Source organism: Streptomyces sp. NPDC007346, from assembly GCF_040703535.1.
GTDB lineage: Bacteria > Actinomycetota > Actinomycetes > Streptomycetales > Streptomycetaceae > Streptomyces.
The window spans coordinates 20,338-33,242 of record NZ_JBEYKR010000014.1; the positions used below are offsets into that span (position 1 = coordinate 20,338).

12 protein-coding genes are annotated in these 12,905 nt (G+C 73.4%); 7 read left to right on the top strand and 5 right to left on the bottom strand.

The window, feature by feature from the left end; translation table 11 throughout:
- The first annotated feature begins 186 nt into the window (after nt 1-186).
- Together AB0917_RS06960 and AB0917_RS06965 are read left to right on the top strand one after the other, a co-directional pair.
- On the top strand, nt 187-1,182 hold the full coding sequence (locus tag AB0917_RS06960; protein WP_366818440.1) for a fibronectin type III domain-containing protein: 996 nt from the start codon (nt 187-189) through the stop codon (nt 1,180-1,182).
- Between the two features lie 372 nt (nt 1,183-1,554).
- Nucleotides 1,555-1,713, top strand: a complete 159-nt coding sequence (locus tag AB0917_RS06965; RefSeq protein ID WP_366818441.1) for a hypothetical protein — start codon at nt 1,555-1,557, stop codon at nt 1,711-1,713.
- 74 nt (nt 1,714-1,787) lie between these two features.
- Here the strand turns inward: AB0917_RS06965 and aceB are convergent, their stop codons facing one another.
- Together aceB and AB0917_RS06975 are read right to left on the bottom strand one after the other, a co-directional pair.
- The gene (aceB, locus tag AB0917_RS06970; RefSeq protein WP_366818442.1) at nt 1,788-3,407 is read right to left on the bottom strand and encodes a malate synthase A; all 1,620 of its coding nucleotides are present in this window, start codon (nt 3,405-3,407) and stop codon (nt 1,788-1,790) included.
- 249 nt (nt 3,408-3,656) lie between these two features.
- Nucleotides 3,657-4,262, bottom strand: a complete 606-nt coding sequence (locus AB0917_RS06975; protein WP_366818444.1) for a nucleotidyltransferase family protein — start codon at nt 4,260-4,262, stop codon at nt 3,657-3,659.
- A 202-nt stretch (nt 4,263-4,464) separates the two neighbouring features.
- On the opposite strand from AB0917_RS06975, the gene AB0917_RS06980 reads away from it, so the two are divergent.
- The gene (locus AB0917_RS06980) at nt 4,465-4,767 is read left to right on the top strand and encodes a DUF5955 family protein (RefSeq protein WP_366818483.1); all 303 of its coding nucleotides are present in this window, start codon (nt 4,465-4,467) and stop codon (nt 4,765-4,767) included.
- An 80-nt stretch (nt 4,768-4,847) separates the two neighbouring features.
- Here the strand turns inward: AB0917_RS06980 and AB0917_RS06985 are convergent, their stop codons facing one another.
- Together AB0917_RS06985 and AB0917_RS06990 are read right to left on the bottom strand one after the other, a co-directional pair.
- On the bottom strand, nt 4,848-5,492 hold the full coding sequence (locus tag AB0917_RS06985) for a response regulator transcription factor (protein WP_366818445.1): 645 nt from the start codon (nt 5,490-5,492) through the stop codon (nt 4,848-4,850).
- On the bottom strand, nt 5,489-6,961 hold the full coding sequence (locus AB0917_RS06990; RefSeq protein ID WP_366818446.1) for a histidine kinase: 1,473 nt from the start codon (nt 6,959-6,961) through the stop codon (nt 5,489-5,491). The genes AB0917_RS06985 and AB0917_RS06990 overlap by 4 nt, the downstream gene beginning before the upstream one ends.
- 110 nt (nt 6,962-7,071) lie before the next feature.
- Between AB0917_RS06990 and AB0917_RS06995 the strand changes: the two genes are divergently transcribed.
- Together AB0917_RS06995 and AB0917_RS07000 are read left to right on the top strand one after the other, a co-directional pair.
- Nucleotides 7,072-8,169 carry an ABC transporter permease gene (locus AB0917_RS06995; RefSeq protein ID WP_366818447.1) on the top strand — a complete coding sequence of 366 codons (1,098 nt, stop codon included), beginning with the start codon at nt 7,072-7,074 and terminating at the stop codon, nt 8,167-8,169.
- Nucleotides 8,166-8,846 (top strand): ABC transporter ATP-binding protein, encoded by a 681-nt coding sequence (locus tag AB0917_RS07000; protein ID WP_366818448.1) that lies wholly within the window; start codon nt 8,166-8,168, stop codon nt 8,844-8,846. Before AB0917_RS06995 ends, AB0917_RS07000 begins: the two co-directional genes overlap by 4 nt.
- A 183-nt stretch (nt 8,847-9,029) precedes the next feature.
- Here the strand turns inward: AB0917_RS07000 and AB0917_RS07005 are convergent, their stop codons facing one another.
- On the bottom strand, nt 9,030-9,830 hold the full coding sequence (locus tag AB0917_RS07005) for an IclR family transcriptional regulator (RefSeq protein ID WP_366818449.1): 801 nt from the start codon (nt 9,828-9,830) through the stop codon (nt 9,030-9,032).
- A 466-nt stretch (nt 9,831-10,296) separates the two neighbouring features.
- Here AB0917_RS07005 and allB point away from each other — a divergent pair, with 466 nt between their 5' ends.
- Both allB and alc read left to right on the top strand, forming a co-directional pair.
- A complete protein-coding gene (gene allB / locus AB0917_RS07010) occupies nt 10,297-11,640 on the top strand; it encodes an allantoinase AllB (RefSeq protein ID WP_366818450.1) in 1,344 nt (447 codons plus the stop codon).
- 74 nt (nt 11,641-11,714) lie between these two features.
- Nucleotides 11,715-12,836, top strand: coding sequence for an allantoicase (gene alc / locus AB0917_RS07015; protein WP_366818451.1), 1,122 nt, complete (start codon nt 11,715-11,717; stop codon nt 12,834-12,836).
- Nucleotides 12,837-12,905 lie beyond the last annotated feature (69 nt).

Sequence of the window (12,905 nt, forward strand, 5' to 3'; positions counted from 1 at the left end):
CCCTCCGTCCGGCCGGCCGCCGATCCGTGCTCGGGTCGGCCGGTGCGGGGCGCGAGGGCCGGGCGCAGGGCTGCCGGACCGGGGGAGGTGTGCGGCGCACACCACCACATAGCGGAAGGTTCCTCGCCGTCCTCTTGTCGGCGACCCCCGCGCCATGTCATACAGGTCTGGACCATTGCTGTCCGGATGGAAGGCACCACCGTGCAACGCCCCCACATCTCTGCCGCGTTGGCCTGTACCGCCGGCCTGCTCCTCGCGCCTCTCCTCACCGCCTGCGGTGGCACCGCCGAAGCCGACACGCAGCCCCCCAGCGTCCCCGGCGGGGTGACCGCGCAGGCCAGCAGCTCCACCTCGGTGCACGTCATGTGGGAGCCCGCCTCCGACAACAAGGCGGTCACCGGCTACGAGGTCTACCGCGGGAAGGACAAGGTCAAGAGCGTTCCGGCGACGAAGACCATGATCGACGTCAACGGGCTGACGGCCTCGACGGACTACACCTTCTCCGTCCGCTCCAAGGACGCGGCCGGGAACCTCTCCGAGCCCAGCAAGGCCATCCCCGTCACCACCCAGGCCACCCCGCCCAAGGACGACGCGCCCCCCACCGTGCCGACGAAGCTGACGGGCACCGCCGACGGCAGCCGGGGGGCCACCCTCACCTGGGGCGCCTCCACGGACGACGTCGGCGTGACCTCGTACGACGTCTACCAGGAGGGCTCCCGGATCCACAGCGTCCCGGCCTCCGAGACGACGGCGAAGCTCACCGGTCTGCGCCCGGGGACCGTCTACACCTTCACCGTCCGGGCCCGGGACGCCTCCGACAAGTCCTCGGCCGACAGCAACGCGCTCGACCTCACCACCGCCTCCGCCCCCGGCGCCCCCGCGAGCACCGCCCCCACCGGGCTGCGCAGCGAGATCGGCAAGGAGGGCGGGGAGTTCACCGTCGACCTGTCCTGGGACCAGCCCGACACGGGCGGGGTCATCCCCGCCTACCAGCTCTACATGAACGGCAAGCTGACCACCACCATCGTCTGGGGCGGCACCCCTCCCAAGGGCCGGGCCACCTACCGGCTGCACCTGTCCGACCCGGCCGGCACCCGCTACTCGGTGAAGCTCAGGGCCAAGCTCCCGGACGGCAAGTGGGGTGACTTCTCGGCCCAGCCCACCATCGTCCTGGCGGACTGACGCCCCGTCGCGGCATTCGCCTCCCAGGCGTGCGGCACTCGGCCCCTTGGTCCCTTGGTCCCTTAGTCCCTTGGTCCCGGAAGGGGCCGGCGGACCGAAGGGGCTGAACCATGGACCTGGGAGAGGACCCGGGCACACGGGCCGACACGCTGACGGGCGGTCTCGCCGCCCGCCGGGAACGGTCGGAGGCCGTCCCCTCCACCGCCTTCCCCGGCTTCCCGCCCGAGCCCGTGCGGCAGGTCCACGACCTCCCGGTGGACCTGCCGCACGGCGCGAGCGTCGAGCGCGTCGAGCGGCCGGGCCCGTCCGTCACCCATCCGGAGTCCTCCCGCCGGTCCGGCATCCAGCTCACCGTCACCCGGCGACGGCATCGTGCTGCGCGCGATCATGTGGGTGGTGCTGACGGGGGTGACGATCGCCTACGTGCTCCGGTACGCGGGCCGCGTCCGCGAGGACCCCGGACGGTCGTTGCTGGCCGTCCTGGCCGTCCTGATCTGCGGGTTCGTGGCGCTGGGGGCGGTGTGGACGTGAGGAGGGGGTGCGCCGTGGGACGAACGCCTCGGCCCCCGGCGCGGTGCCGGGGGCCGAGGCCCGTACGGGAGGGGTCAGCGCAGCTGTTCGTACGCCGGCAGGGTCAGGAAGTCCGCGTAGTCCTGGTCCAGGGAGACCTGGAGCAGGAGGTCGTGGGCCTGCTGCCACGTGCCGGCGGTGAAGGCCTCCTCGCCGATCTCCTCGCGGATCGCGGCCAGTTCCTCGGCGGCGACCTTGCGGGCGAGGTCGGCGGTGGCGTGCTCGCCGTTCTCGAAGACCACGTCCGCGTTGATCCACTGCCAGATCTGGGAGCGGGAGATCTCGGCGGTGGCCGCGTCCTCCATCAGGTTGAAGATGGCGACGGCGCCCAGCCCCCGCAGCCAGGCCTCGATGTAGCGGATGCCGACCGCGACGGCGTTGCGCAGGCCGTCGTACGTGGGCTTGGCGTCGAGGGTGTCGATGGCGATCAGGTCGCCCGCCGCCACCGAGACGTCCTCGCGCAGCCGGTCCTTCTGGTTCGGCTTCTCGCCGAGGACCGCGTCGAAGGAGGCCAGGGCGATCGGGACCAGGTCGGGGTGGGCGACCCAGGAGCCGTCGAAGCCGTCGTTCGCCTCGCGGTCCTTGTCGGCCTTGACCTTCTCGAACGCCACCTTGTTGACCTCGGCGTCCCGGCGTGAGGGGATGAAGGCCGCCATGCCGCCGATCGCGTGCGCGCCGCGCTTGTGGCAGGTGCGGACCAGGAGTTCGGTGTAGGCCCGCATGAACGGGGCGGTCATCGTCACCGCGTTGCGGTCCGGCAGGACGAACTTGGGGCCGCCGTCACGGAAGTTCTTGACGATGGAGAAGAGGTAGTCCCAGCGGCCCGCGTTCAGCCCGGAGGCGTGGTCGCGCAGCTCGTAGAGGATCTCCTCCATCTCGTACGCGGCGGTGATCGTCTCGATCAGGACCGTCGCGCGGACCGTGCCCTGCGGGATGCCGACGTAGTCCTGGGCGAAGACGAAGACGTCGTTCCAGAGGCGGGCCTCCAGGTGCGACTCCGTCTTCGGCAGGTAGAAGTACGGGCCCTTGCCGAGGTCGATCAGGCGCTGGGCGTTGTGGAAGAAGTAGAGGCCGAAGTCGACCAGCGCACCGGGCACGGGGGTGCCGTCCAGCTGGAGGTGGCGCTCGTCCAGGTGCCAGCCGCGGGGGCGGGTGACGACCGTGGCGAGCTCCTCGGCGGGCTTCAGCGCGTAGGACTTGCCGGACCTCGGGTCGGTGAAGTCGATGCGGCGCTCGTAGGCGTCGGTCAGGTTGAGCTGGCCGAGGATCACGTTCTCCCAGGTGGGAGCGGAGGCGTCCTCGAAGTCGGCGAGCCAGATGCGGGCGCCCGAGTTCAGCGCGTTGATCGTCATCTTGCGGTCGGTCGGACCGGTGATCTCCACCCGGCGGTCGCTCAAAGCGGCCGGGGCCGGCGCGACCTTCCAGGAGTCGTCCGCACGGACCGCCGCCGTCTCGGGCAGGAAGTCCAGCGTGGAGGTACGGGCGATCTCGGCGCGGCGCTCGGTGCGCCGGGCGAGCAGCTCGTTGCGGCGCGGCGTGAACCGCCGGTGCAGCTCGGCCACGAACGCGAGGGCCGCGTCGGTCAGGACCTCGTCCTGCCGGGGCAGGGGCTCGGCGTCGACGATGGCCAGCGTGGACGGCGCTGGTGCGGACATGAGCGGTCACTCCTTCAGCGGGCGGCGGCGTCTCAGGGCCGCCGGGTCGCCTGAGACGGCACGGCGTGCCGTGGCTCCGGGGATACGGCCGTGGGTGCCGTCTGAGGTTCAGAGGGCTTCTGATCAGTGGATAGTAGTTTCCTCATGGTGGAAGTTCAATGGTTTGTTGATGTCGAGATTCTCCGGGTCGACAGAAACGCCCCCTCGGTGGCGCGGCGTGCCAGGGCGGGTACGGAGCGTCCGTCCGGCTCATTCCAGACGGCTCAGATCCCGCGCCGTGTCGATGTCGTACGCCTGCGCCACATCCGAACACTCCACGAGCGTGATCGCATCGCGGTGCTCCCGCAGATACGCCCGAGCCCCCTGGTCGCCCACCGCCCCCGCCGCGATGTCCGCCCACCGCTCCGCCCCGAAGAGCACCGGATGGCCGCGCTCCCCGTCGTACGAGGCGGCCACCAGGCTCGTCCGCGACCGGTGGGCGGCCCGCACCCGCGCCACCGCCTCCGCGCCGATCCCCGGCTGGTCCACCAGCAGCACGAGCGCCGCGTCCGCCCCCGTACCGGTCAGGGCGGCCAGGCCCAGCCGGAGCGAGGAGCCCATGCCCTCCTCCCACCCCGGGTTCACGGTCACCGTCGAGTCCGTCAGGTCCGCGCGGGCCCGCACCTCGTCGGCGGCCGCCCCCAGCACCACGTGGAGCGGGCCGCAGCCGCCGTTGCGCAGGGCCCGCAGGGCGTGCTCGACCAAGGGGCGGCCGCGGTGTTCCAGCAGGGCCTTGGGGCGGCCGCCGAGCCGCCGGCCGCCGCCCGCGGCGAGCAGCACCCCCGCCACCTCGGGATTCTTCGCTCGATAAGCCATGGGCCCTGGATACCACCGAGCCGTTCGCACACGCGACACGCATGTCACTCTCAGGGGTCACCCTGATTTCTGTCCGTGGAGTGGCGCGCACTGCCTGTCATGGCGTTAACTTGCGGACGAACCCCGGCACTTGGCCACCGTCCGGGGCTCGGCGGTCACACCGGCACAAGGACGTGCGAGGGGGAGTGCTGTGTTGCGAAGCGTGGGGCAGAAGCGGGTCACCGGCAGCGGCGAGGACCCGAGGGTGGCGGAGCTGCGGATAGCCGTCTCCCGGCTCCGCCGCGAACTGGCCTCACTCGCCTTCGAATTCCCCGACCGGCCCATCGCGGAGGAAGAGCTCGCGGCGCTCGATGCCATGGCGGTCGGCGGGGTCCCGGAGATTCCGCGTATGCGCAGCTCGTTGCTGCTGATCGCGGGGTCGATCGGCTCGGTGAGCGCTCTCGCCGCCGCGCTGCGCGACGTACGCAACGCGGTGGATCTCTTCGGGGAGCCGCCGCGCGGGTGAGGCCCGCGCCGGCGGCCCCCGGCCTCAGCGGCGACCCCCGGCCTCAGCGGCGGCCCCCGGCCTCAGCGGCGGCCCCGGCCTCAGCGGCGGATCAGCCTGCGGGCCGTCGCCGCCGCGACCGCCGACGTACGGGAGTCCACGCCCAGCTTCGCGTAGATGTGCACCAGGTGGGACTTGACCGTGGCCTGGCTCAGGAACAGCTTCTTGCTGATCTGGAGGTTCGACAGACCCTCCCCGACCAGGTGCAGCACCTCCAGCTCCCGCCGCGTCAGCGCCTCGGCGGGCGTACGCATCCGGTCCATCAGCCGGTGGGCCACCGAGGGGGCCAGTGCGGAGCGGCCCGCCGCCGCCGTGCGTACCGCCGCCGCCAGCTCCTGCGGGGGCGCGTCCTTCAGCAGGTAGCCGCTCGCGCCCGCCTCGACCGCCGCCAGGATGTCCGCGTCGGAGTCGTACGTGGTGAGGATCAGGACGCGGGGGCCGTCCGGTACGGCGGTGATCGCCGCCGTGGCCTCGGAGCCGTGCATGCCCGGCCCAGGACCGAACTGGAGGTCCATGAGGACGACGTCGAAACCGCCCGCCGCCGCCAGGGCCACGGCCTCCTCCGCGGTGGCCGCCTCGCCCGCGACGCGGAAGTCCGGTTCGGTGTCCAGGACCGCGCGCAGCCCCGCCCGGACGACGGGGTGGTCGTCGGCCAGCAGCAGTCGGATGGCGTTCTCCTCGTTCATGCGGCGCGCTCCCGGCCGGTCGTGCGGTCCTGGGGCGGACCTGCCATCGGCAGGGTGACCGCCAGCGCTGTGCCCTGGCCCGGCGCCGACTCCACACTCAGCGTGCCACCCAGCGTGGCGGCCCGCGACCGCATCGCGGGCAGCCCGAAACCACCGTCACCGCGCTCGTCCACCGGTGCTCCTGAGGGGTCAAAGCCCTGCCCGTCGTCCACGACGTCCAGCGCCACGGAGGTGTCCATGAAGCTCAGCGTGATCTCCGCCCGGCTCGCCCCCGCGTGTCGCACCGTGTTGGCCAGCGCCGACTGGGCGGTGCGCAACAGCGCCACCTCGTACGGTGTCGGCAGCTCCACCGGCGTACCGCTGACCGCGAACCGCACGGTGAGGTCCGGCCCCGTGGTCCGGGCGCAGAGCCGCTCCAGCGCGGCCGCCAGCGAACCGTGCTCCAGGTCCGGCGGGGTCAGGGCGCGTACGAAGGAACGGGCCTCGGCCAGGTTGGCCTGGGCGGCCTCACGGGCGGCGCGGACGTGCGCGGCGGCAGGCGCGTCCTCGGGGAGCGTGCGCTCGGCGGCGCGCAGCAGGAGCTGGATGCTGGACAGGCCCTGGGCGAGCGTGTCGTGGATCTCCCGGGCCAGACGTTCGCGCTCGGCGAGGGTGCCCGCCGTACGTTCCGCCTCGGCCAGCTCCGCCCGGGTGGCGACCAGCTCCACGATCAGCTCCCGGCGCCGCTCGCTCTCCCGGAACAGCGCGTCGTAGCCGAGGACCGTGGCGATGGCGACGGCCGCGCCGAGCAGCGGGCCGATGAAGGCGCCCGGGGCGATCTCCTGCCGGTGCGCGACGAAGCTGGTGATGGCGGCCGCCGCGGTGACGACGACGGCGGCCACGCCCCAGCGGGTGGGCAGCAGGTGCAGCTGGAGGAAGTAGAGCGGGAAGGCGACCCACAGGGCGTCCGGGGAGAGGACGAGCAGCGCGAGCCACAGGGCCCAGAGCACGGCCAGCCAGAGGGCCGCCGCCCTGGTCCCGGGCCGCACGTACGGGGTGGCCGTCCGGGGCCGGGTGGAGGGGGTGAGTGCTTCGGTTCGCCCCGGCGTCCCGGTCGGGGTGACCATTTCGAGCGGCTCGGACGGGGGGACCGTCTGGGGCCGCGCGGACGGGGTGAGCGCCTCGGTCCGCCCCGGCGGTCCGGGCGGTGTCTGTGCGCCGGTTTGCTCCGGGGGCCCGGTCGGGGTCCGTGGGCCGGTTCGCTCCGGCCTCCCGGTCGGCGTCCGGGGCCCCCACCGTCCCGGTGTTCCGGCGAGCGCGCCCGCGCCGTACACCCCCGCCGTCACCAGTGTCAGCGCCACCACCGCCCCCGCGTGCGGCGCGCCCTCGCCCACCGCGCGCACCGCCACCAGGGCCAGCAGGCCCGTCAGCAGCGCGTGCAGGCAGAGCCGCAGGGCAGCGGTGACGTGGGTGTGCGAACGCGAATCCATGGTTCGTCCAGCGTAGCGGCGGCCCCCGCGCCGGCGGTCAATCGAAAGGTTGATTGGCGGCCCGTCCCCCGCGCGATGTTTCCGCGCCCCGGGCGGCCGACGATGGAGCCATGTTCGTCGCATGGAGAGACCTTCGGTTCGCCAAGGGCCGTTTCGCACTCATGGGATCGGTCGTGGTCCTGATCACGCTGCTCGTGGGCCTGTTGTCCGGCCTGACGGCCGGCCTGGCCCGGGAGAACGTCTCGGCCGTCACCGGCCTCGACGCCGACCACCTCGCCTTCGCCGCCCCACCGGGCGACCAGTCGGTGTCCTTCACCAACTCGACCGTCCGCGAGGACGCCTGGCGGGCCTGGGCCGAGCGCCCCGGGGTCGAGGCCGCCCAGCCGCTGGGCATCCGGTCCCTGAACGCCACCGCACCCGGTGACCGTACGGCCGTGGTGTCGGCCTTCGGCGTCGAGCCGGACGGCACCCTCGCGCCGGGCGGGCAGGGGCCCGCCGGGATCGGCCCTGGGCGGGTCGTGCTCTCGGAGAAGGCGGCCGAGGAGCTCGGCGCCGCGGCCGGGGACAGGATCGCGCTCGGCCGGGCGGAGCGCGAGGTCGCCGCCGTCGCGGGAGACGCCTCGTACAGCCACACGCCCGTCGTCTGGACCACCCTCGACGACTGGCAGCAGATCGGCCACGACGGCGCGGGCCCCGCCGAACAGGCCACCGTGATCGCCCTGACCACCACCGGCTCCGCCGACCTGGCGGCCGGGGACGAGGCGGCGGGCACCCGCACGCTCTCGCTCGACGACTCGCTCACCGCGATCGGCTCCTACCAGGCGGAGAACGGCTCGCTGCAACTGATGCGCGGCTTCCTCTTCGCCATCTCCGCCCTGGTCATCGGCGCCTTCTTCACCGTGTGGACCATCCAGCGCAGCGGCGACGTCGCCGTACTGAAGGCGCTCGGCGCCTCCACCCCGTACCTCCTGCGCGACGCGCTCGGGCAGGCCGTGGTGATGCTCGCCCTCGGTACGGGGCTGGGCACCGCGCTCGCCGCCGGGGCCGGGTTCCTGATCGGCGGGGGGCCGGTGCCGTTCGTGCTGGACGCGGCGACCGTCCTGGTCCCGGCCGTGATCATGATCGCCCTCGGCGCCCTCGGGGCCGCCCTGTCCATCCGGCGGATCACCGCCGTCGACCCCCTCACCGCACTCGGGAGTGCCCGATGACGCTCACCCTCACCGATGTGACCCTCACCTACCCGGACGGCGACGGGCGGCTCACCGCCCTGGACCGGGTCTCGCTGGAGGCCGTGGCGGGCACGCTCACCGCCGTCGTCGGGCCCTCCGGCTCGGGCAAGTCCAGCCTGCTCGCCGCCGCCGCGACCCTGGTCACCCCGGACTCCGGCGAGGTCGTCGTGGCCGGTACGCGGACGGGGCCGCTCACCCCGGCGGCGCGGGCGGCCCTGCGCAGGGAGCACATCGGCATCGTCTTCCAGCAGCCGAACCTGCTGCCCTCGCTCACCGCCGCCGAGCAGCTCCAGGTGATGGCCCATCTGTCGGGCGGCTCGGCCCGCACGGCCCGGCGCCGGGCGCTGGAGCTGCTGGACGCGGTGGGCCTGGCCGACCGGGCGGACCGGCGGCCGCACCAGCTCTCGGGCGGTCAGCGCCAGCGGATCAACATCGCCCGCGCCCTGATGAACGAGCCCGAGGTGCTCCTCGTCGACGAGCCGACCAGCGCGCTCGACCACGAGCGCGGCGCGGCCGTGCTGGACCTGCTGGTCACCCTGACCCGGGAGCGCGCCACCGCCACGGTGCTGGTCACCCACGACCTGGCGCAGCTGGACCGGATGGACCGCACGGTGAGCATGGACGACGGCCGGCTGACCGTACCGGCGCCGGTCTGAGGCGCACGGGCGTTACGGCGCTCAGGCGGGCTGACCATACCGGCGCCGGTCTGAGGCGCACGGGTGCTACGGCGCTCAGGCGGGCTGACCATACCGGCGCCGGCCTGAGGCGCACGGGCACTACGGCGCTCAGGCCGGCTGACCGTACCGGCACCGGCCTGAAGCGCACAGGCGCTACGGCGCTCAGCCGCCCGTGCCGTTGTTCGCCAGCACGTCCGACAGCTCGCCCGCGACCTGCTGGAGGATCGGCACGATCCGCTCGGTCGCGCTCTCCGTCACCCGGCCCGCCGGGCCCGAGATGGAGATCGCGGCCGAGGTGGGGGAGTTCGGCACGGAGACCGCCAGGCAGCGGACCCCGATCTCCTGCTCGTTGTCGTCCACCGCGTATCCGGCCCGGCGCACCTGCTCCAGGGCGTCGAGGAAGCCCTCGGGTGTGGTGATCGTCTTCTCGGTCGCGGCCGGCATGCCGGTACGGGCGAGCAGCGCGCGGACCTCGTCGGCCGGGGTGTCGGCGAGCAGCGCCTTGCCGACGCCGGTGGAGTGCGGGAGGACCCGGCGGCCGACCTCGGTGAACATCCGCATGGAGTGCTTGGAGGGCACCTGGGCGACGTACACGATCTCGTCGCCGTCCAGCAGGGCCATGTTCGCCGTCTCGCCGGTCTCCTCCACCAGCCGCTGGAGGTAGGGGCGGGCCCAGGTGCCGAGCAGCCGGGAGGCGGACTCGCCCAGGCGGATCAGCCGGGGGCCCAGCGCGTAGCGGCGGTTGGGCTGCTGGCGTACGTAACCGCAGACGACCAGCGTCCGCATCAGCCGGTGGATGGTCGGCAGGGGCAGGCCGCTGCTCGCGGACAGCTCGCTCAGCCCGACCTCGCCCCCGGCGTCGGCCATCCGCTCCAGCAGGTCGAAGGCGCGCTCGAGGGACTGCACCCCGCCGCTGGAACCGGAGGGCTTGGAGTCGGCTGTGCTGGCGTGGGACGGCGGCACGTCAACGGTCCTTTCGAAGCGGAAGGCAAGACAGCAGCCTACCGGGCGCTTCCCGATCGGCCCACAGCCGTCCGGACGGCGTCCGTGCCGGTCAGGGGCTGTTTTGTCCGGGTGCCGACCGCCGGTGCGACGGGGTGGTGCTGTCTCTCCTGGCCCATGCTACGTTCCACACTCCGAAATGTGACTTCTACTTTGTGGAAACCTCCAGTCGGCTCTCTCCGGGTTCCGCCGGATCGGGCCGAGCCGTGAGCGCCGGCCCGTCCCGCCCCCCTCGCCGGCCCGTCCCGCCCCCTCTCGGTGGCCCGTCACGCCCCTCTCGGCGACCCGGTGGACTCCCTCCCGGTGGAAGGTGGGGTCTTGACGAGGGTGGCTCCCGAGTGAAGACTCCTCGGCAACTTCAACAGTTCGTTGAATTCTCGTCGTGATCATCCCTGCCGTGATCATTTCTGGAGTGTGAGGAGCACGGGTGTCCGGTCCGGACGTGAACCTGGTACTGCGCTCGACGCGCGTCGTCACCCCCGAGGGCACCCGCCCCGCGACCGTCGCCGTAGCGGGCGGCACCATCGACGCGGTCCTGCCGTACGACACCGGGGCGCCCCCGGGCGCCCGCCTGGAGGACCTAGGCGACGACGTCCTGCTCCCCGGCCTGGTCGACACCCACGTCCATGTGAACGACCCCGGCCGCACCGAGTGGGAGGGCTTCTGGACCGCCACCCGCGCGGCGGCGGCCGGCGGCATCACCACGCTCCTGGACATGCCGCTCAACTCGCTCCCGCCGACCACCACCGTCGAGCACCTGCGGACCAAGCAGCGGGTGGCCGCCCCCAAGGCACACGTCGACACGGGCTTCTGGGGCGGTGCGATCCCCTCCAACGTCAAGGCCCTGCGCCCGCTGTACGAGGCCGGGGTCTTCGGCTTCAAGTGCTTCCTCTCGCCCTCCGGGGTGGAGGAGTTCCCCGAGCTGGACCAGGAGCAGCTGGCCCGCTCCCTGGCGGAGATCGCCGGCTTCGGCGGGCTGCTCATCGTCCACGCCGAGGACCCGCACCACCTGGCCGAGGCCCCGCAGCGCCCCGGCCCCGCCTACGCCGACTTCCTCGCCTCCCGCCCGCGCGACGCCGAGAACACCGCGATCGAAGGGCTCATCGCCCACGCCGAGCGGCTGAACGCCCGGGTCCACGTGCTGCACCTCTCCTCCGGCGACGCTCTGCCGCTGATCGCCGCCGCCAAACGGGAGGGCGTCCGGGTCACCGTCGAGTCCTGCCCGCACTTCCTCACCCTCACCGCCGAGGAGGTCCCGGACGGGGCCACCGAGTTCAAGTGCTGCCCGCCGATCCGCGAGGCCGCCAACCAGGACGCCCTGTGGGCCGGGCTCGCCGACGGTACGATCGACGCGATCGTCTCCGACCACTCGCCCTGCACCACCGACCTGAAGACCCCGGACTTCGCCTCCGCCTGGGGCGGGATCTCCTCCCTCCAGCTCGGCCTGCCCGCCATCTGGACCGAGGCCCGCAGGCGCGGCCACACCCTGGACGACGTCGCCCGCTGGATGTCCGCCGCCCCCGCCGCCCTCGCCGGGCTGAGCCGCAAGGGCGCCATCGAGGCCGGGCGCGACGCCGACTTCGCGGTCCTCGCCCCCGAGGCGACCTTCACCGTCGACCCCGCCGAGCTCTTCCACCGCAACCAGGTCACCGCCTACGCCGGGAGGACCCTGCACGGCGTGGTGCGCTCCAGCTGGCTGCGCGGTGTCCGCATCGCGGCCGACGGCGTCCTCGCCGAGCCCACCGGCCGCCTCCTGGAACGGAACCACTGACCACGTTCACCACCCGCCCGCCCGGCGGGCTCTCCGTACGAGACCACTGCCCGCCCCCGAAAGGACCCCTGACCATGACGGACGCCGCGATACCCCGCTTCACCGGTGACGCCCGCCCGTACGCGGGCGGCGACCCGTACGCCGACCACCGCACCGCCGACTTCCCCTTCGCCCACCTCGTCGACCTGGCCGACCGCCGCCTGGGGGCCGGGGCCATCGCCGCCAACGACGAGTTCTTCGCCGAGCGTGAGAACCTGCTGAAGCCGGGGCCCGCCGTCTTCGACCCCGAGCACTTCGGCCACAAGGGCAAGATCATGGACGGCTGGGAGACCCGCCGCCGACGCGGTGTCAGCGCCGCCGAGCCGCACCCCACCCCGGACGACCACGACTGGGCCCTCGTCCGCCTCGGCGCCCCCGGCGTCATCCGGGGCATCGTCCTGGACACCGCCCACTTCCGGGGCAACTACCCGCAGGCGGTCTCCGTCGAGGGCACCTCGCTGCCCGGTGCCCCGTCCCCCGACGACCTCCTCGCCCCCGACGTGAAGTGGACGACGCTCGTCCCGCGCACGCCGGTCGGCGGCCACGCGGCCAACGGCTTCGCCGTCGACGCCGAGCAGCGCTTCACCCACCTGCGGATCAACCAGCACCCGGACGGCGGGATCGCCCGGCTGCGCGTGTACGGAGAGGTCGCCCCGGACCCCGCCTGGCTCACCGCCCTGGGTACGTTCGACCTCGCGGCCCTGGAGAACGGCGGCCAGGTCGAGGACGCCTCCGACCGCTTCTACTCCCCGGCCACCCACACCATCCAGCCCGGCCGCTCCCGCAAGATGGACGACGGCTGGGAGACCCGCCGCCGACGCGACCGGGGCAACGACTGGATCCGCTACCGGCTCGCCGCCCGGTCCGAGATCCGGGCCGTCGAGATCGACACCGCCTACCTCAAGGGCAACTCGGCGGGCTGGGCGAGCCTTTCGGTACGGGACGGCGAGGACGGCGACTGGTCGGAGATCCTGCCCCGGACCCGGCTCCAGCCCGACACCGACCACCGCTTCGTCCTGGACGGTCCGGTGCGCGCCACCCACGTACGCGTCGACATCTTCCCGGACGGCGGCATCTCACGGCTCCGGCTGTACGGCTCCCTCACCGAGGACGGAGCGGACGCGCTGGCCGCCCGCCACCGGCTGCTCGGCGGCTGACACCGGAGCGGCGCGCCGCCACGACCGCGGGGGGTCGCGGCGGCACGCCGGGCGGTCCGCATCACCGAT

Excerpts from the sequence above, each read along its gene's own strand:
- AB0917_RS06990 (WP_366818446.1), bottom strand. The coding sequence starts at position 6,961 with ATGGATTCGCGTTCGCACACCCACGTCACCGCTGCCCTGCGGCTCTGC.
- AB0917_RS06995 (WP_366818447.1), top strand. The coding sequence starts at position 7,072 with ATGTTCGTCGCATGGAGAGACCTTCGGTTCGCCAAGGGCCGTTTCGCA.
- AB0917_RS06985 (WP_366818445.1), bottom strand. The coding sequence starts at position 5,492 with ATGAACGAGGAGAACGCCATCCGACTGCTGCTGGCCGACGACCACCCC.
- AB0917_RS06960 (WP_366818440.1), top strand. The coding sequence starts at position 187 with ATGGAAGGCACCACCGTGCAACGCCCCCACATCTCTGCCGCGTTGGCC.
- alc (WP_366818451.1), top strand. The coding sequence starts at position 11,715 with ATGACGGACGCCGCGATACCCCGCTTCACCGGTGACGCCCGCCCGTAC.
- AB0917_RS06975 (WP_366818444.1), bottom strand. The coding sequence starts at position 4,262 with ATGGCTTATCGAGCGAAGAATCCCGAGGTGGCGGGGGTGCTGCTCGCC.
- AB0917_RS07000 (WP_366818448.1), top strand. The coding sequence starts at position 8,166 with ATGACGCTCACCCTCACCGATGTGACCCTCACCTACCCGGACGGCGAC.
- aceB (WP_366818442.1), bottom strand. The coding sequence starts at position 3,407 with ATGTCCGCACCAGCGCCGTCCACGCTGGCCATCGTCGACGCCGAGCCC.